This window comes from Flavobacterium taihuense (genome assembly GCF_019351435.1).
Classification (GTDB): Bacteria; Bacteroidota; Bacteroidia; order Flavobacteriales; family Flavobacteriaceae; genus Flavobacterium; species Flavobacterium taihuense.
In genome coordinates this window covers 32,673-56,250 of the sequence record NZ_JAHWYN010000016.1, presented here as the reverse complement: position 1 = coordinate 56,250, position 23,578 = coordinate 32,673, and the positions used below count along the sequence as shown (strand labels likewise).

The 23,578-nt window shown below is 34.2% G+C and carries 21 protein-coding genes; 9 read left to right on the top strand and 12 right to left on the bottom strand.

Going from position 1 to position 23,578, the window contains the following annotated elements; all coding sequences use genetic code 11:
* The first annotated feature begins 65 nt into the window (after window positions 1–65).
* On the top strand, window positions 66–950 hold the full coding sequence (locus tag KZH69_RS15880; RefSeq protein ID WP_219318457.1) for a cupin-like domain-containing protein: 885 nt from the start codon (window positions 66–68) through the stop codon (window positions 948–950).
* Window positions 951–1,018: 68 nt separating this feature from the next.
* Here KZH69_RS15880 and accD read toward each other — a convergent pair whose 3' ends face one another.
* The 3 genes from accD to tamL all read right to left on the bottom strand — a co-directional run bounded on the left by accD (window position 1,019) and on the right by tamL (window position 5,749).
* A complete protein-coding gene (gene accD, locus KZH69_RS15875) occupies window positions 1,019–1,873 on the bottom strand; it encodes an acetyl-CoA carboxylase, carboxyltransferase subunit beta (protein ID WP_111411141.1) in 855 nt (284 codons plus the stop codon).
* Between the two features lie 111 nt (window positions 1,874–1,984).
* Window positions 1,985–3,052 (bottom strand): class II fructose-bisphosphate aldolase, encoded by a 1,068-nt coding sequence (fbaA, locus tag KZH69_RS15870; protein ID WP_219318456.1) that lies wholly within the window; start codon window positions 3,050–3,052, stop codon window positions 1,985–1,987.
* A 72-nt stretch (window positions 3,053–3,124) separates the two neighbouring features.
* Window positions 3,125–5,749, bottom strand: a complete 2,625-nt coding sequence (tamL, locus tag KZH69_RS15865) for a translocation and assembly module lipoprotein TamL (RefSeq protein ID WP_219318455.1) — start codon at window positions 5,747–5,749, stop codon at window positions 3,125–3,127.
* Window positions 5,750–5,796: 47 nt separating this feature from the next.
* On the opposite strand from tamL, the gene KZH69_RS15860 reads away from it, so the two are divergent.
* The gene (locus KZH69_RS15860; RefSeq protein WP_219318454.1) at window positions 5,797–6,525 is read left to right on the top strand and encodes a TrmH family RNA methyltransferase; all 729 of its coding nucleotides are present in this window, start codon (window positions 5,797–5,799) and stop codon (window positions 6,523–6,525) included.
* 14 nt (window positions 6,526–6,539) lie between these two features.
* Here the strand turns inward: KZH69_RS15860 and porT are convergent, their stop codons facing one another.
* The 4 genes from porT to KZH69_RS15840 form a co-directional block, all read right to left on the bottom strand.
* Complete coding sequence (gene porT, locus KZH69_RS15855; RefSeq protein WP_219318453.1) at window positions 6,540–7,250, bottom strand: type IX secretion/gliding motility protein PorT/SprT; 711 nt, start codon at window positions 7,248–7,250, stop codon at window positions 6,540–6,542.
* Between the two features lie 17 nt (window positions 7,251–7,267).
* Entirely contained in the window at window positions 7,268–8,005 is a 738-nt protein-coding gene (gene ubiE, locus KZH69_RS15850; RefSeq protein ID WP_219318452.1) for a bifunctional demethylmenaquinone methyltransferase/2-methoxy-6-polyprenyl-1,4-benzoquinol methylase UbiE, read from the bottom strand.
* A 626-nt stretch (window positions 8,006–8,631) separates the two neighbouring features.
* On the bottom strand, window positions 8,632–9,114 hold the full coding sequence (locus KZH69_RS15845; protein ID WP_219318451.1) for a dihydrofolate reductase: 483 nt from the start codon (window positions 9,112–9,114) through the stop codon (window positions 8,632–8,634).
* A gap of 11 nt (window positions 9,115–9,125) precedes the next feature.
* A complete protein-coding gene (locus KZH69_RS15840) occupies window positions 9,126–9,458 on the bottom strand; it encodes a 2TM domain-containing protein (protein ID WP_219318450.1) in 333 nt (110 codons plus the stop codon).
* 234 nt (window positions 9,459–9,692) lie between these two features.
* On the opposite strand from KZH69_RS15840, the gene KZH69_RS15835 reads away from it, so the two are divergent.
* A complete protein-coding gene (locus tag KZH69_RS15835) occupies window positions 9,693–9,989 on the top strand; it encodes an isoamylase early set domain-containing protein (protein WP_219318449.1) in 297 nt (98 codons plus the stop codon).
* A gap of 48 nt (window positions 9,990–10,037) precedes the next feature.
* Here the strand turns inward: KZH69_RS15835 and KZH69_RS15830 are convergent, their stop codons facing one another.
* From KZH69_RS15830 to KZH69_RS15815, 4 genes are all read right to left on the bottom strand, one after another.
* Complete coding sequence (locus tag KZH69_RS15830) at window positions 10,038–10,889, bottom strand: thymidylate synthase (RefSeq protein ID WP_219318448.1); 852 nt, start codon at window positions 10,887–10,889, stop codon at window positions 10,038–10,040.
* Between the two features lie 75 nt (window positions 10,890–10,964).
* Window positions 10,965–11,582 (bottom strand): bifunctional nuclease family protein, encoded by a 618-nt coding sequence (locus KZH69_RS15825; protein ID WP_219318447.1) that lies wholly within the window; start codon window positions 11,580–11,582, stop codon window positions 10,965–10,967.
* A 162-nt stretch (window positions 11,583–11,744) separates the two neighbouring features.
* Window positions 11,745–12,713: an electron transfer flavoprotein subunit alpha/FixB family protein gene (locus KZH69_RS15820; RefSeq protein WP_219318446.1), complete on the bottom strand. Its 969-nt coding sequence runs from the start codon at window positions 12,711–12,713 to the stop codon at window positions 11,745–11,747.
* A 75-nt stretch (window positions 12,714–12,788) separates the two neighbouring features.
* Window positions 12,789–13,535, bottom strand: a complete 747-nt coding sequence (locus KZH69_RS15815; RefSeq protein ID WP_219318445.1) for an electron transfer flavoprotein subunit beta/FixA family protein — start codon at window positions 13,533–13,535, stop codon at window positions 12,789–12,791.
* A gap of 449 nt (window positions 13,536–13,984) precedes the next feature.
* Between KZH69_RS15815 and KZH69_RS15810 the strand changes: the two genes are divergently transcribed.
* From KZH69_RS15810 to KZH69_RS15785, 6 genes are all read left to right on the top strand, one after another.
* Window positions 13,985–14,962, top strand: coding sequence for a pyruvate dehydrogenase complex E1 component subunit beta (locus KZH69_RS15810; RefSeq protein WP_100433072.1), 978 nt, complete (start codon window positions 13,985–13,987; stop codon window positions 14,960–14,962).
* A gap of 65 nt (window positions 14,963–15,027) precedes the next feature.
* Window positions 15,028–17,529, top strand: coding sequence for a DUF5686 and carboxypeptidase-like regulatory domain-containing protein (locus tag KZH69_RS15805; RefSeq protein ID WP_219318444.1), 2,502 nt, complete (start codon window positions 15,028–15,030; stop codon window positions 17,527–17,529).
* A 198-nt stretch (window positions 17,530–17,727) separates the two neighbouring features.
* A complete protein-coding gene (locus KZH69_RS15800; RefSeq protein ID WP_219318443.1) occupies window positions 17,728–18,327 on the top strand; it encodes a DNA-3-methyladenine glycosylase family protein in 600 nt (199 codons plus the stop codon).
* Between the two features lie 257 nt (window positions 18,328–18,584).
* Complete coding sequence (locus KZH69_RS15795; RefSeq protein WP_219318442.1) at window positions 18,585–19,319, top strand: hypothetical protein; 735 nt, start codon at window positions 18,585–18,587, stop codon at window positions 19,317–19,319.
* A gap of 141 nt (window positions 19,320–19,460) precedes the next feature.
* The gene (locus KZH69_RS15790; protein WP_219318498.1) at window positions 19,461–19,991 is read left to right on the top strand and encodes an inorganic diphosphatase; all 531 of its coding nucleotides are present in this window, start codon (window positions 19,461–19,463) and stop codon (window positions 19,989–19,991) included.
* A gap of 114 nt (window positions 19,992–20,105) precedes the next feature.
* On the top strand, window positions 20,106–22,688 hold the full coding sequence (locus KZH69_RS15785; RefSeq protein WP_219318441.1) for a sodium-translocating pyrophosphatase: 2,583 nt from the start codon (window positions 20,106–20,108) through the stop codon (window positions 22,686–22,688).
* Window positions 22,689–22,772: 84 nt separating this feature from the next.
* Here the strand turns inward: KZH69_RS15785 and KZH69_RS15780 are convergent, their stop codons facing one another.
* Entirely contained in the window at window positions 22,773–23,387 is a 615-nt protein-coding gene (locus KZH69_RS15780; RefSeq protein WP_219318440.1) for a deoxynucleoside kinase, read from the bottom strand.
* Window positions 23,388–23,578: the final 191 nt, after the last annotated feature.

The following is a 23,578-nucleotide window of genomic DNA, read 5'->3' as shown; positions in this document are numbered from 1 at the left end:
ATTTTGACACCGGTAAATATTTAGCTACTTTTGGTAAAAACGTCCGAACAATTAAAATAGTGTAAATGAGCTTTATTTTAAAAAATGTAGATACTGTTGAGTCTATTACTCGAGAAGAATTTAAAAAAAAATATTTAAACAAAAGAAAACCATTAATCATAAAAGGGCTTACTAAAGATTGGCCTGCCAGGGAAAAATGGACAACCGATTATTTCAAGGAAATTGCGGGCGATATCGAAGTAAAACTAGTAGATAATTCAAAAGCAGATCCAACCAAAGTAATCAATGCTTCCATAGCCAGCATGAAATTTGGAGAGTATCTAGATTTAATAAAAAGAGAGCCGACAGAATTACGTATTTTTTTCTTAAATCTATTCAAACACAAACCTGATTTGATTAATGATGTAAAAATTCCCAAAGATTTAATGGGAGGCTTTATTGAAAGTATGCCTGCCATGTTTTTTGGAGGTTCTAAAGCTATTACTTTTTTGCATTACGATATTGACTTGCCTCATCTTTTTCATACTCATTTCGGAGGTCGTAAACACATTATACTATTTGACAACAAATGGAAAAAGAGACTGTACTGCCTTCCCAATACAACTTATGCTTTAGAAGATTATGATGTTGCCAATCCCGATTTTGAAAAATTCCCGGCTTTAAAAGGGGTAGAGGGTTATGAGGTTTTTCTGGAACATGGTGATACCTTGTTCATGCCTACAGGAATGTGGCATTGGATGCGTTATATTGATGGGTCTTTCTCTTTGACGTTGAGAGCTTGGGATCGGTCGCTGACCAGAAAAATGGCTAGTGTTTGGAGTTTGTTCATGCACGGTGCTGTTGATAGTGCAATAAAAGTGGTTTTTAAAGAGCGCTATGCCAAGTGGCGTGAAAAAAAGGTTTTTAAAATAGCCGAAAAAGAACTCAAAAAGGGGAAACCAAGCAATTAATAGAATAGATAAATTGTGTTTTATAAAACAAAATATAAAAAAAATCCCGAGAAATCGGGATTTTTAATTTATCTAATATCATTGTTTTGAATCAAATCGATGTATAAGTTAATCTTATCTTTCAATTCTTTTCTAGGCGTAATAAAATCTAAGAAACCATGTTCGAGTAGAAATTCGGCAGTTTGAAATCCTTCTGGCAAATCTTTACCTGTTGTATCTCTCACTACTCGTGGACCAGCGAAACCAATTAAAGCGCCTGGTTCAGAAATATTGATATCTCCTAACATTGCATAAGAAGCTGTTGTTCCTCCAGTCGTTGGATCTGTACAAAGTGAAATGTAAGGCAATTTTGCTTCGGCTAGTTGCGCTAGTTTTACAGATGTTTTTGCTAATTGCATTAATGAATAAGCTGCTTCCATCATTCTGGCACCTCCTGATTTGGATATCATTACAAAAGGCAGTCTGTTTTTGATAGCATGATCAATTCCTCTTGCAATTTTTTCTCCAACAACTGCTCCCATAGATCCACCAATAAAGGCAAAATCCATACAGCATATTACCAATTCTCTTCCCTTGGATTTTCCAACTCCAGTGCGGACCGCATCTTTAAGCTGTGTTTTTTCCATCACCTCTTTCAATCGATCTGCATATTTTTTGGTATCAACAAAATGCAATGGATCTTTGGAAGTCATATTTTTGTCTAATTCGACAAATTCATTATTGTCGAATAAAATATCAAAATAGGCTTCACTCCCGATTCTAACATGGAAACCATCTTCGGGACTTACAAATAGATTACGAGCCAATTCTTCGGCATCAATAATTTTTCCTGTAGGTGATTTGTACCAAAGTCCTTTTGGAATGTCCATTTTGTCTTCAGTAGCCGTAGTGATTCCTTTTTCTTTTCTTTTAAACCAAGCCATTTATATAGTATTCAGTGTTCAGTAATCAAGTATTCAGTGTTAGTAATCAGCTTTAGTGTTCAAATTATCAGCTTGAGAACTGAACACTAAAAACTGAAAACATAGCATTTTTTATAGTGTATTAACATTGTTTAAGTCAGCAAATGCTTGCTCAAGTCTTGCGATGAAAGTTAGTTCACCTTCACGCAACCATTTTCTTGGGTCGTAGTATTTTTTGTTTGGAGCATCAGCACCAGTTGGATTTCCAATTTGAGTTTTAAGATATTCAATATTGTTTACCATAAAGTCACGGATTCCTTCAGTAAATGCAAATTGTAAGTCAGTATCAATATTCATTTTTACAACACCGTAGCTAATTCCTTCTCTGATTTCTTCCAATGTAGAGCCTGATCCACCGTGGAAAACAAAATCAACAGGATTTGGTCCAGTTTTGAATTTTTCTTGAACGTAATCTTGAGAATTTTTTAAGATTTTTGGGGTCAATTTCACGTTACCTGGTTTATAAACACCGTGTACGTTTCCAAAAGAAGCAGCAATTGTAAATCTTGGGCTCACTTTTGATAATTCTTCGTATGCATAAGATACTTCAGAAGGTTGAGTGTATAATTTGGAGCTATCTACGTCAGAGTTGTCTACACCGTCTTCTTCACCACCAGTGATTCCAAGTTCGATTTCCAAAGTCATTCCCATTTTGCTCATTCTTTCTAAGTAACCTTTACAGATTTCGATATTCTCTTCGATTGGCTCTTCAGATAAATCAATCATGTGAGATGAAAATAACGGTTTTCCAGTTGCCGCAAAATGTTCTTCTGAAGCATCCAATAGTCCGTCAATCCAAGGTAAAAGTTTTTTAGCACAGTGATCCGTATGCAAAATAACAGTTGCTCCGTAGGCTTCCGCTAAGGTATGAATATGTTTTGCTCCAGCAATACCACCAGCGATAGCAGCTTTTTCTCCAGCATTTGAAAGTCCTTTTCCTGCATTAAATTGTGCTCCACCATTTGAAAATTGGATAATAACCGGTGCTTTTAGTTTTGCAGCAGTTTCTAGTACTCCATTAATAGTGTCCGATCCAATAACATTTACAGCTGGAAGTGCAAATCCTTTTTCTTTTGCATAATTGAAAATTTCTTGTACTTGATCGCCTGTAGCTACTCCGGGTTTGATATTGTGTGCCATTGTAATTTTTCTTTTAATTGTTTTTTTTTAGTTTTTAGATTATAGTTTGCAAAAATAAGAATTAATTAGCACTTAGAAAGGGTAATTGATGCCAAAATTAAATACTGAATTTGCAAAATTATATTGTGTAAACCATCTTTGCCCTATTTCTAAGGCAGGATTGTATGTTTTGAACCCCATATCGACTCTAATTGCAAAAAAACCTAAGTCGTACCTAATTCCGAATCCAGTACCAAGCGCCATTTCACCTAAGTCCTTTATACTAGAAAACTTTGCAGGTTCGTATTTAACCGCATCAAATACATTCCAAATATTTCCAGCATCTGCAAAAAGAGCTCCATTCCATTTCCCCGCAATCAAAAAGCGATATTCTCCACTGATAGCAATTTTCATATTGGCTTCATTAAAATCATTGGAAAAGGAGCTGCTTCCAGGTCCCAGATTATAGGGTTGCCATGCTCTATTATCATTAGAGCCTCCTGCATAGTAACTTTTTGAAAATGGAATAGTGTTTGAGTTTCCATAAGGCAAAGCAATTCCGAAAAAGGCTCTCATGGCAAAAACATTTGCTTTATTTACATTCCAATGTTTAATAAAATCAAATTCTGTTTTTATATATTCGGAATATTCTAAATTAAAAATTTCATAATTTCCTAATACATTTTTAGGTAGATTTGCTGCTTTTGAGACTGCAGATAACAATGTTCCTGCAGATTCTATTTTGGTTCTAAAAGTATAGAAGTCATTGTCTTGTATGTCTTTTTTGCTTGTTTTGGTAAAATTAAAATTGGTAGCCAATATAAAATCATTGTCAGTAAGTCTTATTCTTTGTTGCTCAATGCTATTTACATCCTGATATTCCGAATCATTTGGCGTTAATGATGTTTCGCCGGTTAGAACATCTTTCGTAAATCCTAAAGTTCCGCTTTCTATGATTAAATTTCCATTATTATCTGCATAATCTGGATTAGTATTGTATGTTTTTCCAATATCATTTAGCGCATCGTAGGAACTAGTATAGACATTGTAATAATTTTCAGGATTCAGATTGCGAACATACTGGAAATTTAAAAGATCAAATCGAGCGGTGGTATTTTTTTTAGGAGTCCAATTATACGAAAATGATCCTGTGAAATTTTCTTTGTCCAACCCAATATTGGTTTGCTTAGAGAGACCAAGGCTAAACACGGTAGAAGGAATCATACTCTTTGGAATTATTTTTTCAGTTTTGATTGGAAAAATAATTCGAGGAAAATTCAATTTGGCATCTAAACCATATTCCGAAACATTAAAAAAACTATCATTTGAATTTGCAATGTCGTTTGAAGCACCTATATTCCCTCTAGCCGAAAGTTCTAAAGTCTCAGCCCCATTAAAAACATTCCGAACGGTCTCTGTAATGCTTCCTGAAATACCAAAATCTTCAATATTTGAATGTGTAAAATCCAAAGTATATCCAAAACTATATTTTTTACGAGGTGTCAAATAAATTTTAGCAATCAAAGATTGGGCTGTTGTGTCTTTCGGGTCAATTACATACTGTATGGTGGGGTAATTAAATATCTTTAAATTATTCAAATATCTAGTGGTTAAAACAGTTTTGGTGTCATTAAAGAAACTTCCTTTAGTTATAAAAACTGCATCTGTAATTGCATGGGGAGTGTATTTTATTTTTTCAAAACCATACAAATGCATGTTGTTGTATGTCGCACTATCCTTAATAGTTGAATTGTGGTTTTCCGCTTTGTAATCTGTATAAATCTTAATATCGCTTATTTTATATAATTTAAATGGTTCATTTTTAGTTGAATCATTTTCCTGATAGGAATAATTTCCAACATTCAAAGTGACAGTTGCCTTATTTTTTTTTTGAATGGTGTCAATATCGAAAGTCACATAATTAGATTGAAATCGGAAGGCTCCATTATTTCTAAAAAGAGTTGTGATTCTGCTTTTTTCATTTTCAAAATCTTCTGTTTTGTATTGTTTGCCAACAACAATAAGAGGTTTTCCCGTTTTATAAATAGAGTCCAAAACAGGTGTTTCAATTGCCGTTCTCAAAGTGTCAATGAAATATGGATTTCCCGTTGTCAAATAATACTTCATTTGGGCTTTTTTGGCCCCTAAAGAATCACTCTTATAGACTGCTTTTACATCAAAGTAACCATTATTAGAATAATAACTTTTCAGGCGCATTAATGATTTGCTCGATTTTAATGTGTCTGCAATAACTGGGGCCTCTCCAGTTTCTTTCAAAAAATTATGTATTCCAAGGTACCAAAAAGACTTACGGAGTCCTTCAATCTGTTTTGCTGAAAGCCATTTGACTTCCCTGTCGTATTTTTTCTTGTTATTTAAATATTTCAGATTAAAAGTTGAATCTGGATTTGGATTGGCCAAATTGTAAATATTTAACAACATTCGGTATCCTAATAGAGAACTATTGGGTTGTTGATATAATTGATCGTAGATGGTTTGATTCTTTAGTAATTTGCCATTTTCAAAGACTTTGTTTTTGATAAGAAGTTGTTTTCTGGCGGGAACTCTCTTTTCCGAATTACAGGCATAAAAAAGCACACTAATTAGAATAAATAATGATATTTTTGCAACATTCTTTTTCTTTTTAAAAAGTATGGATTGACTAAGATCTTCAGCAAACCATTTTTTTATAATAAAGAAAGAAAAAAATTTATTCATCTGGGAGTTCTTGTTGTGAAATATTAAATCAAAAGTACATTTTTTTTATGCTTAGTAAAAACCAAATAAAGCTTATATCAGGTTTGCACCAAAAAAAACATCGTTTTGGGAATCAATTGTTTTTTGCCGAAGGCGTAAAAGTAATTCAAGAATTAGTAAAATCAAATTTTGAGTTGGAGCATCTTTATACAACCAAAGAAGATTTTAATGAAATTACTGCTAATAAAAAAAGTATTATTTCCGAAAATGAATTAAATAAAATTAGTGCTTTGGCTACGCCTAATACTTGTTTGGCGGTATTCAGAATCCCGTTGGAAAGCAAAATCATCGAATCGGGCTTAATTCTAGCATTAGATTCTATAAGAGACCCAGGTAATTTGGGAACCATACTGCGACTGTGTGACTGGTTTGGAATTCAACAATTAGTTTGTTCCAAAGAAACAGTCGATATCTACAATCCAAAAGTAGTTCAAGCTACAATGGGTTCAATTGCAAGAGTAAATGTAAATTATATTGATTTAAACGACTTTATTTCGAATACTTCATTACCCGTTTTTGGAACGTTTATGGATGGAGAAAATATTTATAAAATGAATCTGCCTCAAGAAGGAATTATCATCATGGGGAATGAAGCTAACGGAATTTCTGAAAGTATCGAAAATTTAATTACAAAAAGACTTGCCATTCCGCGTTTTGGAGAGCTCCAAATTACCGAAAGTTTAAACGTAGCTACAGCGACATCTATTGTTTTAAGTGAATTTAGAAGGTTAAATTAAATATGATTTTCTCTCTAATGGAAGGTGAAGTTAATTAAAAAACCTCTCGATTTCATCGATTCGATATTTCCTGTCCAAGGGCTGTTAGGGTCTTTATCCCGAATTAATTCATCAGAAATGCCAAATTGACCTCTTATAGAAGGTGAGAATATAAAGTATTCTGAAAAAATATCAATCCCAAAACCCAACTCGTAGTTAGTCGTCCATGTTTTTACCCGAAATCGTTCTTCCAGATTGTCATCCAAGGACTTTGCATTACTCGATAAATTTAGATTAGCCGACACCCCTCCCAGTAAATAAGGGCGAACATTTCCAGTTCTAAGTGAAGAAAATTTCAACAATAATGGAAAATTAATATAAGTACTGTTTATTTCTCTTATTGCATCACTAGAAGAATTAAAACTAGTGTTAGGAGGGTAATGCAACGTTCTGTCTGAATAATAAAGACCAGGTTCAAAACGGAGATCTAAATATTCTTGTACTCTAAAGTTGGTTACTAGCCCTACATTGAAACCAGTTGTGTTGTCTATTTGTATATCAGGCCCTACGGTTTTGTAATCAATTTTGAAATCATAAGAGTTAAATCCTAAAAAAAAACCAAAATACAGTTTTTTCTTTTGCCAATTTTCTAGGTTTATGATAGGATCCTTACTGAAAATTCCTTTTGATTGTGCGTTCCCTTTTGTGGCAATACTCAATAGAATTAATACAATTACTTTTTTCATATTTATGCCGAATGTTTTCAGTATTGTTTTTTGGAGGCAGTGTAAATCGTGGCTACGCCAAAGGTTTGCGGTAAAGCCTCTACATTTATAAACCCAGTTTTTCGTAAAATATTGTTCAAGGCTTCCCCATAAGGAAAAGAAGCAGCTGATTCAGACAAATAACCATAAGCTACATCGTCCTTTGAAAATAGCTTTCCTATCATTGGTAGAATATTTTTGCTGTAAAAATTGTACCCTTGTTTGTATGGGGTTTTATCCGGCACAGAGGTTTCTAAAATAACAAAAATCCCATTCGGTTTTAATACTCTCAAAATTTCAGAAAGCCCTTTTTCAAGATGTTCAAAATTTCTTACTCCGAATGCTACGGTTATAGCATCAAAAAAATTATCTTCAAAAGGCATATTCTCAGAGTCTGCCAAGACCATTTCAATAGTTTGGGAAAGGTGTCTTGCCTCAATTTTTTTTTCGCCTATCTCAAGCATTCCAGCGGAAATATCCAACCCAATTATTTTTTTCGCTTTAGTTTGTGCCAATAAAATTGCCAGATCTCCAGTGCCCGTTGCAATATCTAGAATGTTTTCAGGGTTGGTTTTGGCAACCAATTGCAATACTTTCTTTCTCCATTTAACATCTATTCCAAATGAGATGACACGATTCAGACTGTCATAATTTCCAGAAATGGTGTCAAACATTTTTGCAACTTGCTCTTTTTTACTAAGTGTGGAATTTTTATAAGGCGTGATTTCTTTCGGCATTTTTTTAATTTGTACAAATATAAACAAACTGCATAAACTATAAATGTGTTTTTTGGATTGGATACTATTTTATTTTATATGTTGATTTTTGTAAAACATTTCGCAATTATAGTCTGATTTAAAAAAAAAGGAAAATAATTGAAATATCACTAAAAGTGGGTATTGTGAAAACTGTTTTTATTACTGATGTTTGTACTTTAAAATTTAAATATTTTTTAAATGATTAGACGGGAATTAATGGCCCAAAGCAAATGGATGATTCTTGCGCTATTTATCTCATTTGTTCTTGTATTATGTTTTGACGGTACGGTCAGCAATGGCAGTATTATGTTAAAAGCGCAAAATACGTTCTTAGGATTAAATTTGTTTTTGGAAATTTTAATTTTCTTTGCCTTTAGTACCTTCGTGGTATTTGGTACTAAAGGCTTTTTTGAGTTGTACTCTCAAAGATTATCAAATTATATTGTCTTCATATCTGGGATAATATTGATATTTGTGATTTGTATATTATGTTATCAAATCTTAGTACAGGAATAGGTCATTCCGCTAATCATTTAAAAAAAGCATCCTAAAGATTAGGATGCTTTTTTGCGTAATATTATCTTGCTATTAAAATATCAAAACCTTTATACTTTAGTAAAAGTTTGATACGTATAAGCAAATAGATGTTTGTCGTCTATCGGGTTAAATTCAGTTTGAATTTCTTTCCAATCATGGGAACTGATTTCTGGAAAAAAAGCATCGGCCTCAAAACTGTGATGCACTCTCGTTATTTCAAGTTGATCCGCGAACGGAAGTCCCAAATTATAAATCTCTCCGCCACCAATAATAAACGAAGTTTCATTCTCTGGACAAATAGCTATCGCCTTTTCGATGCTATCCACAACTATGCACCCTTCAGGAGTGTAATCTTTCTGCCTAGTTATAACAACATGAACCCTGTTTGGAAGCGGTTTAGGGAAACTTTCAAATGTTTTTCTTCCCATTATTATATGATGGCCTGTAGTTAAGGTTTTGAATCTCTTAAAATCATTAGGCAGATGCCAGACGAGTGCATTGTTTTTTCCTAGTGCGTTGTTTTCTGCTACAGCAGCAATCATAATTATCATATTTCTGAAATTTATTTTGAATTATTTTCCTCTATTTTGGATTCTAATTGAGCTATTTTCTTTTGCTGCAAAGCGACCAGTCGGTCAATTTGATCTCTCTCCCAATTTTTATTCATAAAACGATCCGTTATAAAAACTTTTATGAAATGCAAAACAAAAAAGAACAACCATAAAGTAATCCCCCAAATACACCAATGTATGTTTAATCCATTATCAAAAAAATAAGCTGCTGCAACCAAAAAAATACTGACCAACATAAAAAAGACAAAATGGTAATACAGCCTTTTTTTTTGTTTTATGCGGTTTCTGGCATATTCATATTGTTCGTGTAATTCTTTTTCCATGATGTACAATTTTGCTCATAAAGGTAAAATTAATTTTTAAAAGTCGCGGTTTTGATTGTTGAATATTTAATAAGAAATCGTTTTCTTAATTTGAAATTAAAATTTAAACGATGCAATTTCTTTTATAAAGTAAAAAAGGAGTATTTTTTTTGCTATTATACTAAAAATCAAGCCCCATGTGCAAACTTCAAATTATTTCATTTACTTTGTTACAACTTTAAAAATGAAATAGTTATGTCTATAAAAAAGCAATTCATAAAAACTAAGCCCGTTTGTAAGGTTACATTTTCTGTAGAAGCAAAAGAGGCAAGTAAAGTAGCTGTAATTGGTGACTTTAACAATTGGAAAATAGAAGAGGGCTCTTTAAGCAAATTAAAAAATGGCACTTTTAAAGGAACTTTCGATTTAGGCAAAGATTCAGCCTACGAGTTCAAATATGTGATAGACGGAGCGTATGTAAATGAGCCAGAAGCTGATTCATTCAAATGGAATGATTTTGCAGGAACCGAAAACAGTGTATTAGTAGTGTAGCAGTATATTAAAAAAATCCGCCTAAAAGCGGATTTTTTTATCATTTTATCAAACGGCTACATTTCCTTTGATTGAGGCATGTGGCTCATACCCAATTAGTGTAAAATCATCAAAATCAAAATCGAAGATGTTTTTTATATTGGGATTTAAAATCATTTTTGGCAATGGTTTTGGCTCACGAGTCAATTGCAATTCGAGTTGCTCAAAATGATTGTTGTAAATGTGTGCGTCCCCAAATGTGTGGATAAATTCACCAACATCAAGGTCACAAACTTGCGCAATCATCATCGTCAACAAAGCGTATGATGCTATATTAAAGGGAACTCCTAAAAAAATATCGGCACTGCGTTGATACAACTGACAGGAAAGTTTTCCTTTGCTTTCTCCTTTGGATTCATCAGGAGAAGCTACATAGAACTGAAAAAAGGCATGGCAAGGAGGTAAGGCTGCTTTATTATTGGCAACATTTTCCTCAAATGACTTAGAAGTATCTGGCAATACAGATGGATTCCATGCTGAAACCAGCATTCTTCGGCTATTTGGGTTTGTTTTTAATTCGGTAATAAGTTCCGAAATTTGGTCAATCTCCTCACTGTTCCAATTACGCCACTGGTGGCCGTAAACGGGGCCTAAATCACCATTACTATCCGCCCAAGCGTCCCAGATTTTTACTCCGTTCTCCTGAAGGTACTTGATATTGGTATCGCCTTTAAGAAACCAAAGTAATTCGTATATAATGGATTTAAGGTGTAGTTTTTTGGTTGTTACCATCGGAAACCCTTCACTTAAATCAAATCGCATTTGATGACCAAATACACTTTTTGTCCCAGTTCCGGTGCGATCTCCTTTTTGACAACCGTTATTCATAACATGTTGTACTAAGTCTAAGTATTGCTTCATTTTTTCTTGATTTGGCTAATCGCTGATTTGCTTATCGATTTACTGATTAAACAAATCAACAGTTAAACATTATGATTATCTCTTAGAAATTTCATCCCGAATTTTAGCTGCTTTTTCATAATCTTCATGTTCTACTGCTTGCTGCAACAATTCATTCAATTCCTGTAACGTATGATTAGAATAAGTATTCCCAGATTCGTTACTCTCAGTTTGACCAAAAGTTTCTGGATTTGAAAGAATATCTTCTATATCATTTGGCGTATCTGATTCAAGAGGATTTGCTTTTAAATATATACCCGCTTTGTCTAATATGTTTTTATAAGTAAAAATAGGTGCATTAAATCGAATGGCTAAAGCAATAGCGTCAGAAGTTCTGGCATCAATTATTTCTTCGATTTTGTCTCTTTCGCAAATGATACTGGAATAAAAAACACCATCTACTAACTTATGAATAATCACTTGTTTTACTACAATATCAAATCGTTCTGCAAAGTTTTTGAACAAATCATGAGTTAAAGGGCGTGGTGGTTTAATTTCTTTCTCTAAAGCAATTGCTATAGATTGGGCTTCAAATGCCCCAATAACGATAGGCAATTTTCTTTCCCCATCAACCTCATTTAAGATTAACGCATAAGCGCCATTTTGAGTTTGACTGTATGAAATTCCTTTTATGGATAATTTAACTAAGCTCATGTTTGTATAATGGAAAGTACAATGTACTATATTAATTGTGTCTTTTTCTTTGGTTCAAATAAAGTGCAATTTTAATCAAAATTTATCGAACAAAAAAGCTACCTAAAGCAAAGATACGATTATCTTATTTTTAGGTAGCTAATTATAGTAGAAATTAAATATCTATGATTGTTGCTCTTTAAAAGCTTTGAATTTAGTTATTAATTGTGGTACAATTTCGAATGCATCTCCTACGATTCCATAGTCGGCTACTTTAAAGAAAGGAGCTTCCGGATCACTATTGATAACCACTTTTACTTTAGAAGAGTTGATTCCTGCAATGTGCTGTATTGCTCCGGAGATTCCAATAGCAATGTATAAATTGGTAGCAACTGGCTTACCAGTTTGTCCTACGTGTTCTCCGTGAGGTCTCCATCCTAAATCTGAAACTGGTTTTGAACAAGCAGTTGCTGCTCCAAGAACAGAAGCTAACTCTTCAATCATTCCCCAGTTTTCAGGACCTTTAAGGCCACGTCCTGCAGAAACAACAATATCAGCATCGGCAATAGACACTTTACCTGAAACTTTCTCTACAGATACTACTTTTACACCAAAATCAGCATCACCAATTGTTGGATTAAAATCTTCTTCTGTTAATGATGAAGCACTTTCGAAAATACCGTAAGAGTTTTTGGCAAGAGCTAACACTTTTACATCAGTGCTAATTTCTGTAATGTTAAAAGCTTTGTTTGAAAAAGCGGTTCTTTTTACTTGAAAAGGGGAAGTACTCACTGGTAAACCAACCACATTTGAAGCATAACCAGCCTCTAATGCTACAGCTACCAATGAAGCTAAGTAAATACTGTCTGTTGTAGAAGACAGTAAAACTACTTTAGTAGCTTCTTTTTGAGCGGCTTGTTTAATAACATCCGCATAAGCTTTGGCTGTAAAGCCAGCTAATTTATCATTATTTACTTTCAAGACTTTGTCTACGCCATATTTTGACAATTCCGAAACATCTACTGCATTTACAGTCACAGCAGTAACTGTTGTGCCTAATGATTCGGCTACTTTTTTTGCATAAGAAGCTAATTCTAATGCTACTTTTTTAAATTTTCCTTCTGCAGATTCTGCATATATTAATATTGACATGTGATTTATGAGTTTAAATTTTAGAGTTCAAAGTTCAGATTTGAAAAACTGACACTAAACACTAAAAAATGATTACTAGATTACTTTCGCTTCGTTGTGCAATAAATTGATTAATTCATCCAAATTATCAGCTGAAATTAATTTAACCGCCGATTTAGGAGCTGGTTTTTCAAATTTAACCGCTTTTGTATTTACGGCGGCATCAACTGGCTCAAGTATTGTTAATACTTTTGTTCTGGCAGTCATAATTCCTCTCATGTTTGGAATACGCAAATCTTTCTCCTCTACAATTCCTTTTTGACCTCCGATGATAATAGGCAATGAAGAACTTACTGTTTCTTTTCCACCGTCTATTTCACGAACGGCAGTTACATTAGTTCCTTCAACAGTAATCCCTGTACAGGAATTTAAGAAGTTGTATCCTAAAATACCCGCAATCATACCAGGAACCATACCTCCATTATAATCTAATGACTCTTTACCAGCAATTACAACATCGTAACCTCCATTTTTAATTACTTCGGCTAATTGTTTGGCTACAAAAAAACCATCTGTTGGATTTGCATTAACACGAATGGCTTCATTTGCTCCTATAGCCAATGCTTTTCTCAAAGTGGGCTCTGTATCCGGTCCGCCAACATTCACCACGGTTACTGTAGCACCTTGTTGCTCTTGAAACCAAATAGCACGAGTTAGACCAAATTCGTCATTTGGATTAATTACATATTGAACCCCATTGGTATCAAAATCAGCGTCTCCGTTAGTGAAGTTGATTTTTGAAGTAGTATCAGGAACGTGGCTGATGCAAACTAATATTTTCATAATAATATATATTAAATTCTTTTTTTTCTTTGACAAATTTAAAATAATAAATTGAATAATATACTATGCGTGCATAATATTTTCAACAACTATTACGATTTCGCAAAACACAATAGTGCAATAAAGGTTTTAATCAGAATTATTATAAATAACTGACCTAATTTTGTGATTTAAGTAGCTTATTCAGATCTCGACATTCATCCAAATGAAGTTATGCTGCCATAAATTTCCAATTCAGCAACAATTCCCTAGCCCAGATAGGAGCGGCATCCTTCATGTGGTCTCGTTTTTTTCTAGCGAGACCACATGAAGATATAGCGGATAGCTGGAAATAGCTCCTAAAAAAAACAATAGCATAAATCCTTGTTATTTTAAAGTAATTTATGCTTTTAAGTAATTTAAAATAATTATTTTTGCGTTTCTAAAAATTACACACAGACTATATAAATATGAGAACGATACAATTTAGAGAGGCCATTTGTGAAGCAATGAGCGAAGAAATGCGTCGCGATGAGTCCATATACTTAATGGGTGAAGAGGTAGCAGAGTATAATGGTGCCTACAAAGCATCTAAAGGAATGCTTGCCGAATTTGGTGAAAAAAGAGTAATTGACACGCCAATCGCCGAGCTTGGTTTTACTGGAATTGCAGTAGGATCAGCAATGAATGGATGTCGCCCGATCGTTGAGTATATGACTTTCAACTTTTGTTTGGTTGGAATTGATCAAATTATAAATAATGCTGCCAAAATGCGTCAGATGACCGGAGGGCAATTTAATGTGCCAATCGTTTTTCGTGGGCCTACTGCTTCGGCAGGACAATTGGGAGCAACTCACTCTCAAGCTATCGAGAACTGGTTTGCCAATACTCCAGGGCTTAAAGTTGTGGTTCCATCCAATGTTTATGATGCCAAAGGTTTATTGAAATCGGCTATTCGTGATAATGACCCAGTTATTTTCATGGAATCAGAGCAAATGTATGGTGACAAAGGTGAAGTGCCAGATGGAGAATATACTATTCCTATTGGAGTCGCCGATATCAAACGTGAAGGAACTGATGTAACTATTGTTTCTTTCGGAAAAATTATCAAAGAAGCTTATATCGCTGCCGATGAATTGGCAAAAGAAGGTATTTCATGTGAAATTATTGACTTGAGAACGGTTCGTCCAATGGATAACGAAGCAATTTTAACTTCTGTTAGAAAAACAAACCGATTGGTTATTCTTGAAGAAGCTTGGCCTTTTGCAAGTGTTTCTTCTGAGATTGCTTACTTGGTTCAAGAACAAGCTTTTGACTTTCTTGATGCTCCAATTCAACGTATTACAACTGCTGATACTCCAGCACCATATTCTCCAGTATTATTGAAAGAATGGTTGCCAAATGCTGCAGATGTTGTGAAAGCGGTTAAGAAAGTATTATACAAATAATCGAATATAACTATTTGAAAAGCTTCATCAATACTCCAATTTGATGAAGCTTTTTTTTATATATCATGAAGAAAATCTTAACGGTTATCGTCTTTTTTTTATTTGCACTAGCAAGTCCAATTTTTGCTCAAACAAAAGTGAGTGGTATTGTTGTTGACAAATCCAAACAGGCTATCCCATTTGCAAATGTTGTTTTTAAAAACACCAGTATTGGAACAGTTACCAATGAAGATGGGCGATTTTATATGGAGTCTCCAAATAGCTATAGTACATTAGTTGTGAGCTCAGTTGGTTTTTCTGAAAAAGAAATCACCCTAACTAAATCAGTCAATTATAATTTTGTAATTGAATTAAGCGAGCAGGAAGCCTTGAAAGAGGTAGTCGTTTATACCGGAAAAACGTCCAAAAAGAACAATCCTGCACTTGATATTCTGAGAAAAATTTGGGAGAAAAAGCGCAAAAATGGTCTGTATCAATTTGACCAATACCAAATGGAGAAATATGAAAAAGTAGAATTTGATATCAATTCTATTGATAGTGCCTACAGAAAACAAAAAATTTTCAAAGGAATGGAATTCATTTTCGACCATGTAGACACTTCTACAGTAACGGGAAAAACCTATTTGCCCATTTTTGTAAATGAAGCACTAATAGACGTTTATGGAGATAATAAAATCCCCAAAATAAAAGAAATTACAAAAGCCAATAAGACTTCTGGATTTGAAGGAAATCAGCAAATTTTGTCTTTTATAAAGGATTTGTATTCGGATTATAACATCTACAATAATTACATTGCCTTATTCGACAAAAGCTTTACCAGTCCTCTTTCCACAACAGGAATTGACGTTTATAACTATGTATTGAAAGACAGTGCTTATATTGATAAAAAATGGTGCTACAATATTGTTTTTTATCCAAGACGAAAAAACGAACTGACTTTCAAAGGAGATTTTTGGGTGAATGACACCACTTTTGCCATCAAAAAAATCAATATGGCCGTTACCAAAAGTGCCAATATCAACTGGGTAAAAGATATTTATGTAGAACAGGAATTTGATGTCTTGAACGATTCTATTTTTCTGTTGACCAAAGATTATTTGATGTCTGATTTTGCGGTAAACAAAAAAGAAAAATCAAAAGGCGTTTACGGAAAGCGAACTACTTATTACCAAAACCACAAATTCAATATCGAAAAACCCGCTAATTTCTACAAGGAAGAAGTGAATTTTATCGACAATGAAGTGTACAAAAAGAGTGATGAATATTGGGAAGAGAATCGTTTTGAAAAATTAACCAAGGACGAAGAAGGCGTTTACAAAATGCTAGACACCTTGAATACAGTCCCAGCTTTTAAGCGACTTACAAACTTGGTAACAATCCTGGCGAGCGGCTATATCAATTATGACGGATTTGATTTCGGTCCGCTTTTCTCCTCCTTTGGATACAATGAGGTCGAAGGTTTTAGAGTGCAATTAGGCGGTCGAACTTATTTTGGTCCAAATGATCCATGGCGTTTGCAAGCTTTTACAGCCTACGGTTTTGATGATAAAAAGTTCAAATACGGTTTTGCCGGAAAATGGATGATTGACAAGAAAAACCGAATTATTATTTCTGGAGGAAATAGGCGTGACATTGAACAATTGGGAGCCAGTTTGACCACAACCAATGATATATTGGCTAGGAATTTTGGTTCTTCAGCCTTTTTTACCACAGGATCCAATGGAAAATTAACCAATATAGGATTGACCAATGCCTACATTGCAATGGAACCCATCAAAAACCTAACGCTTCAAGCGGGAGTCACCTACAAAACCCTGGAATCAGCCTCGCCAGTCTTTAGCTTGGATTATTATACCACTTTGCCATCAGCAGCAAATCCCGCTGGAGTTGTAAAAAGCAACACTACCCAGTCCGAGTTCAACATTCAGGCTGAGTACACACCCAATCGAAGAACCATAGCATACGGAGTAGAAAGAAGCATAGCCAATAGTCCATACACAACTCTATTTGTCAATTACAGTCAAGGTTACAAAGGAATTATCAACAGTGATTTTAATTATAAAAAACTCGAAATATACTATAAACAACCCATTGTCATTGGCCCGCTTGGTCGCACTAATTTGATTTTGGAACTTGGAAAAACTTTCGGAACTGTTCCTTTAGGCTTGTTGAGTATTGTACCGGGAAACCAGACCTTTTTTACTATTGAAAATACGTTCAGTAATCTTAATTATTACGAATTCATAACCGATAAATATGCCACATTCCAATGGAATCATGATTTCAACGGAAGGCTGTTTGCCAGAGTTCCTTTTATGCGAAAACTCAACTGGAGAGAATTTGTAGGTGTCAAAGCCGCTTACGGAACCGTTTCGGATGCCAATAGAGCCATCAATGCTTCGGGTCTAGAATATGTAGCTCCCGAGAATGTATATTGGGAATACAACGCAGGAATTGGGAACATCTTCAAAGTATTCCGTTTGGATTTTTCTTGGAGAGGGAGCTATCTCGACACGCCAAACACGAATAGATTTACCGTAAAAGGATCGTTTGGATTCTATTTCTAGAAGCTTTATCCAGCTATCCATTACAAGCTTACTCAAAAACTGCTATTTTTGTAAAAAAGTAAAAAGAGTCCCGATAGCTATCGGGATTGGTCGCTTTTTTTACTTTCACAAAAATTAGCAGTTTTTTTCATAAGGCTTTTCATTTAACACGAGCGAAGCGAACTGGCGAAGCAATCTGGGCTAAAAAATAATCAAATCATGCAGCAAGCCATCGACCATCTTTTTCAAAAAAGTCCTATTTTCAAATACATTATAGATACTTACGGATTACCGACAATCCCGAAAAGACCTCAAGGTTTTGAGACTTTGGTGTTATTGATTTTAGAACAGCAGGTTTCCATCGATTCGGCGAAAGCCACATTTATAAAAATCAAAGCACACACAACCTGTGATCCAGAAACGATGTCCGTTTTGCCCGACGAAGAGTTTCGAGCTTTGGGAGTTAGCCGTCAAAAAACAAATTATATAAAAATATTAGCTCAAGCTGCACTAAATAAAGAACTCGATATTGAAGGTTTGTCTGCAAAATCAGCGCAACAAGTTCGTGAAGAATTAATCAAACTAAAAGGAATCGGAAATTGGACCATCGATATTTACCTGATGTTTTGTCTTCAAGAACCCGATTTAATTCCACTAGGTGACATTGCAGTCGTAAATACAATTAAAGAACTGCTTGACATTCACGACAAACAAGAAATGGAAATTCATACTGAACAATGGAGTCCATACCGCTCTTATGCTACATTTTTGCTTTGGCATTATTATCTAAAAAAGCGTAAACGAACAATCGTTTATTAGTTTCAAACTTGAATTATGAAAACTTAATATATTAAATAAGAATAGAATAAAGCAACAATACAATTTATTTTAGTATTTCTTTAAAATGGTTATGGTACGATTATTGCTGTTAAATAAAAGCAAAATAACTATCCTAACCACTAACTTAAATTACAATGAAAAAATCGTATCTGCTAGTACTCCTGCTCTTTGCTTTACAAAACATATATTGTCAAGACACAATACAATTAAAAGATGTTGTTATCTCTGATAAAAAAATGAATAGAAAAGAAATTAAAACTATTCTAGAAAAAATCAGATATAATTTGAGAGAAAATTACAATCTAGGATATGTTGACTATGCAACCAAACATTTTTCAGTAAAAGACAACAGCGATACATTAGTTAACAAGGTAATGGTAAATCATTTGGACATAGAAACTTTAGATCAATTCTATATTCACTATATGTTACTTGATGACCCGAAAAATCCTTTTCATACAGATACTTCTCCTTATTTTAATTATCAACCACGTAATGATTCTTGGCTTTCTTTATCCATATTTTACGATAGTTTACATGTTATCGATTTTGATTTTTTTCATCTGAGTTATAATTACAAGTATGAAATGTCAAAAATAGATAATGTCACTACAGTTCAATTCACAACCGATAAATATTTTTGTGGCTATTTTACATTTAACAATAAAAATTTTAATATAATCCGGATAGCTTTTAAAAACACAAAGCCCTATAAATATTATTCGGATTCATCTCCAAGGAATCCAGTATTTAAACACCCAGAATTTGAATCGGAATGGAATTATAACAAAGTAACTGTTTTATTAGATTTTAAAGAAATGGATAACGGAAGACTATTACTAAAAAAACTGGATGCCATGCAAGAATTAACCAATTTTGAATGTAGACGATATAATAGAAACAATGATTTAATAGTTCAAGATAGAAATTCAAAATTTCACACTACATTAAGTATGCGGCTTTTAGAATAAGCCGTTTTATTTTATCCAAGAAAAGCAACTCAGCAACTTTAACGAAAACGTTATAGTTATATATTGTGTTTTTTTATTGCTAAAAAGTATAGTTTGATTACTTTTGCAGTCGTTAATAAATTAAGAAAAGATAAAAGAATAATGACTGCAGACAAATTAAAAACTTTTGATGTATTAATCGAAATACCAAGAGGAAGTAGAAATAAATACGAGTACGATTTTGAAATAAAAAGAATGCGTTTTGACAGAATGTTATTCTCTTCTATGATGTACCCAGCTGATTATGGTTTCATTCCTGAGACTTTAGCTTTAGATGGTGACCCATTAGACGTTTTGGTATTGGTAAACGAACCTACTTTCCCTGGTTGTGTAATGGAAGTAAAACCAATTGGAGTATTCCACATGGCAGATGATAAAGGACCGGACGAAAAAGTAATCTGTGTACCAGTTTCAGATCCAATTTGGAACTCATTAGAAAACCTTTCTGATATCAATCCACACTTATTGAAAGAAATCGAGCATTTCTTCCAAGTCTACAAAGACCTTGAAAACAAACAAGTAGATGTTGAAGGCTGGGGAGATGTAAACGAAGCGTATGCCATTATTAAAGAATGCACAGAGCGTTTTGAGAAAATCGAAAATAAACCAGAAGGATTATTTAGTATTAAATAATTTTCACCCTTAATTTTTATAAAAAAAGCAATATTCTTCAATGAGTGTTGCTTTTTTTTGTTTAAATTGCTATCGATTACAATTTTTATATTAACAAACCAAAAAGAATATTTTATGAATTCAATTATGATTTATGTGCCAATTTTCATGGCAATAATAGGGCTTATTTTTATGGCTATCAAAAGATCTTGGGTTTTAAAACAGGATCCTGGAGACGGCAAAATGAAAGAGATATCAGATCACATATATGAAGGAGCTTTGGCTTTCTTAAAGGCAGAATACCGATTATTGGCTGTCTTTGTATTAATCGCAAGTATTGTATTAGCAGGAGTCACTCAAATCCCCGGAGTTAAAACAGATATATTAATAGTGGTTGCATTTGTGTTCGGAGCATTTTTCTCAGCATTAGCAGGAAATATGGGAATGAAAATCGCAACAAAAACCAATGTAAGAACTACTCAGGCCGCTCGTACGAGCTTACCACAAGCTTTGAAAGTCTCTTTTGGTGGTGGAACTGTAATGGGATTAGGCGTAGCCGGTTTAGCTGTTTTAGGGTTGACCGGTTTTTTTATTGTTTTCTTCCAAATATTCATGAAAGGACAATGGACTTCTACAGAAGATATGACAATTGTTTTAGAAACATTAGCAGGTTTCTCTCTTGGAGCTGAATCGATTGCTTTGTTTGCCCGTGTGGGTGGAGGAATTTACACCAAAGCAGCCGATGTAGGTGCTGATTTAGTTGGTAAAGTAGAAGCTGGAATTCCAGAAGATGACCCTCGTAATCCTGCTACAATTGCAGATAACGTTGGAGATAATGTAGGTGACGTTGCAGGAATGGGTGCCGATTTATTCGGATCGTATGTAGCAACCGTTCTAGCAGCAATGGTTCTTGGAAATTATGTGATAAAAGATATGGGAGGAAACATTCAGGATGCTTTTGGCGGAATAGGACCTATTTTATTACCTATGGCAATTGCTGGTTTTGGAATTTTGTTTTCTATAGTTGGAACAATGCTTGTTAAAATCACAGACGAGAATGCTAAAGAAGCACAAGTTCAAAAAGCATTGAATATTGGAAACTGGGTTTCTATTGTTTTAACAGCTATCGCCTGTTATTTCTTAGTTCAATATATGCTTCCAGAAACAATGAGTATGACTTTCTTTGGCGAAGGATCTATGGATATCTCGTCGATGCGTGTTTTTTATGCAACACTTATCGGATTAGTTGTTGGTGGAGCGATTTCATCCGTAACGGAATATTACACAGGATTAGGGACAAAACCAGTTATGGCGATTGTTCAAAAATCAAGTACAGGTGCAGGAACCAATGTAATTGCAGGATTAGCAACAGGAATGATCTCAACTTTCCCAACTGTATTGTTATTTGCAGCTGCGATTTGGTCTTCTTATGCTTTGGCAGGATTTTATGGAGTGGCATTAGCAGCTTCTGCAATGATGGCAACTACAGCAATGCAGTTGGCAATCGATGCTTTTGGTCCAATATCAGACAATGCAGGTGGAATTGCCGAAATGAGTGAATTACCAAAAGAAGTACGCACGAGAACCGATATTTTGGACTCAGTAGGAAACACAACAGCTGCAACCGGTAAAGGTTTCGCAATTGCTTCGGCAGCTTTAACATCTTTGGCTTTATTTGCGGCTTATGTAACTTTTACAGGAATTGACGGAATCAATATTTTCAAAGCGCCTGTTTTAGCAATGCTTTTTGTTGGAGGTATGATACCCGTAGTTTTCTCAGCTTTAGCAATGAATTCAGTAGGAAAAGCCGCGATGGACATGGTGTATGAAGTACGTCGTCAGTTCAAAGAAATTCCAGGAATTATGGAAGGAACCGGAAAACCGGAATATGCAAAATGTGTTGATATTTCTACCAAAGCCGCTTTGCGCGAAATGATGTTGCCAGGAGTTTTAACGATTGGTTTTCCTATTGCTATTGTTCTTTTAGGAAAATTAGTGTATGGTGATAACAATCAATTAATCGCAGAAATGTTAGGTGGTTATATGGCTGGAGTTACTGTTTCTGGAGTACTTTGGGCAGTTTTTCAAAACAACGCCGGTGGTGCTTGGGACAATGCAAAAAAATCATTTGAGGCAGGTGTTATGATTAATGGGGAAATGACCTATAAAGGGTCGGATGCCCATAAAGCAGCTGTAACTGGAGATACTGTTGGTGATCCATTCAAAGATACTTCTGGACCATCGATGAACATCTTAATCAAATTGACTTGTTTGATTGGACTAGTTATGGCTCCGATTTTAGGAAGCGGTGAAAGTACAATTGATGGCAAAGGATCATGTGAAAAGAAAGAAATCATGATGAAAAAATGCACTATGGGAGAAGGTGCAATGATGATGGGAAAATGCGACATGGACAAATGTGTTAAAATGACCAAAGAGGAATGCTCCAAAATGTGCGACAGCCTAAAATGTACTCCCGAGCAAAAAGAAATGTGTTTGTCTCATTATGATAAAGACGGAAAATTTGTTGCACCAAAAGGAAAAGCTTGTTGTGCCAAAAAAACAATGTCTATGACTAATGAAGTGAGAATTGAAAAAACAAATCTTAACGGAAAGGTAAGTGCTACCGTTACCACAACGTTAAATGGTACTGAAGTTGTTCAGAAATTTGAAGGAACAGATGCAGAGGTACAAGCCAAGATTGATGCCATAAAATAAGAATCATTCTTTTGTTAAATAGAAAAATGCCTCGAAATTTTCGAGGCATTTTTTATATCTGTAAAATTTATGAAATTAGTGTTTTTAAAACAATCCGTTCAATTCGGCATCTATTCTATTAATGATGCTTCCTAAATCTTCTGGATTATCAACAAAATTGATATGATCGACGTCTATAATCATAATTTTTCCTTTGTTGTAAGTATGTACCCAAGCTTCATAACGTTCGTTGAGACGGCTTAAATAGTCAATAGAGATGGTGTTTTCATATTCGCGACCACGTTTGTGAATTTGTCCCACTAAGTTGGGAATTGAGCTTCTTAAGTAAATCAACAGATCAGGTGGTTTGACAAGTGATTCCATTAATTCAAAAAGCGAAGAATAATTTTCAAAATCACGATTCGTCATCAATCCCATAGCATAAAGATTGGGCGCAAAAATATGGGCATCTTCGTAAATGGTTCTGTCCTGAATGATTTTTTTACCGCTTTCACGAATTTGCATTACTTGACGAAAACGACTATTCAAGAAATAAATCTGCAAATTAAAAGACCAACGTTCCATTTGATGGTAAAAATCATCTAAGTAAGGATTGTCAACTACTTCTTCAAAATGAGGTTCCCACTTAAAATGTTTGGCTAACAATCGGGTTAAAGTTGTTTTTCCTGAGCCTATGTTTCCTGCTATAGCTATGTGCATTACGGTATTGCGATTTTAAAATTCATAATTTCTAAGATTGTAAAAATAGATAAAATTTGCGTTTAGCAAAGGTATTTTATGGAACGATTTTGAAATATTAATTTCCGAATTCAAACAATTTCAAAAAACTAAAATTAGTGCGCCACAAATAGTAAATGGATATTTTATTATGGTTTTTTAAAATTAAAGTT

Bases quoted from the DNA above. Each gene is read 5' to 3' on its own strand.
- KZH69_RS15790 (WP_219318498.1), top strand. From the start codon at position 19,461: ATGACTGCAGACAAATTAAAAACTTTTGATGTATTAATCGAAATACCA.
- KZH69_RS15810 (WP_100433072.1), top strand. From the start codon at position 13,985: ATGAGAACGATACAATTTAGAGAGGCCATTTGTGAAGCAATGAGCGAA.
- accD (WP_111411141.1), bottom strand. From the start codon at position 1,873: ATGGCTTGGTTTAAAAGAAAAGAAAAAGGAATCACTACGGCTACTGAA.
- ubiE (WP_219318452.1), bottom strand. From the start codon at position 8,005: ATGCCGAAAGAAATCACGCCTTATAAAAATTCCACACTTAGTAAAAAA.
- KZH69_RS15825 (WP_219318447.1), bottom strand. From the start codon at position 11,582: ATGAGCTTAGTTAAATTATCCATAAAAGGAATTTCATACAGTCAAACT.
- KZH69_RS15820 (WP_219318446.1), bottom strand. From the start codon at position 12,713: ATGTCAATATTAATATATGCAGAATCTGCAGAAGGAAAATTTAAAAAA.
- KZH69_RS15785 (WP_219318441.1), top strand. From the start codon at position 20,106: ATGAATTCAATTATGATTTATGTGCCAATTTTCATGGCAATAATAGGG.
- KZH69_RS15840 (WP_219318450.1), bottom strand. From the start codon at position 9,458: ATGGAAAAAGAATTACACGAACAATATGAATATGCCAGAAACCGCATA.
- KZH69_RS15835 (WP_219318449.1), top strand. From the start codon at position 9,693: ATGTCTATAAAAAAGCAATTCATAAAAACTAAGCCCGTTTGTAAGGTT.
- KZH69_RS15860 (WP_219318454.1), top strand. From the start codon at position 5,797: ATGCTTAGTAAAAACCAAATAAAGCTTATATCAGGTTTGCACCAAAAA.
- KZH69_RS15805 (WP_219318444.1), top strand. From the start codon at position 15,028: ATGAAGAAAATCTTAACGGTTATCGTCTTTTTTTTATTTGCACTAGCA.
- KZH69_RS15880 (WP_219318457.1), top strand. From the start codon at position 66: ATGAGCTTTATTTTAAAAAATGTAGATACTGTTGAGTCTATTACTCGA.
- KZH69_RS15845 (WP_219318451.1), bottom strand. From the start codon at position 9,114: ATGATAATTATGATTGCTGCTGTAGCAGAAAACAACGCACTAGGAAAA.
- KZH69_RS15800 (WP_219318443.1), top strand. From the start codon at position 17,728: ATGCAGCAAGCCATCGACCATCTTTTTCAAAAAAGTCCTATTTTCAAA.
- KZH69_RS15780 (WP_219318440.1), bottom strand. From the start codon at position 23,387: ATGCACATAGCTATAGCAGGAAACATAGGCTCAGGAAAAACAACTTTA.
- fbaA (WP_219318456.1), bottom strand. From the start codon at position 3,052: ATGGCACACAATATCAAACCCGGAGTAGCTACAGGCGATCAAGTACAA.
- KZH69_RS15795 (WP_219318442.1), top strand. From the start codon at position 18,585: ATGAATAGAAAAGAAATTAAAACTATTCTAGAAAAAATCAGATATAAT.
- KZH69_RS15815 (WP_219318445.1), bottom strand. From the start codon at position 13,535: ATGAAAATATTAGTTTGCATCAGCCACGTTCCTGATACTACTTCAAAA.
- tamL (WP_219318455.1), bottom strand. From the start codon at position 5,749: ATGAATAAATTTTTTTCTTTCTTTATTATAAAAAAATGGTTTGCTGAA.
- KZH69_RS15830 (WP_219318448.1), bottom strand. From the start codon at position 10,889: ATGAAGCAATACTTAGACTTAGTACAACATGTTATGAATAACGGTTGT.
- porT (WP_219318453.1), bottom strand. From the start codon at position 7,250: ATGAAAAAAGTAATTGTATTAATTCTATTGAGTATTGCCACAAAAGGG.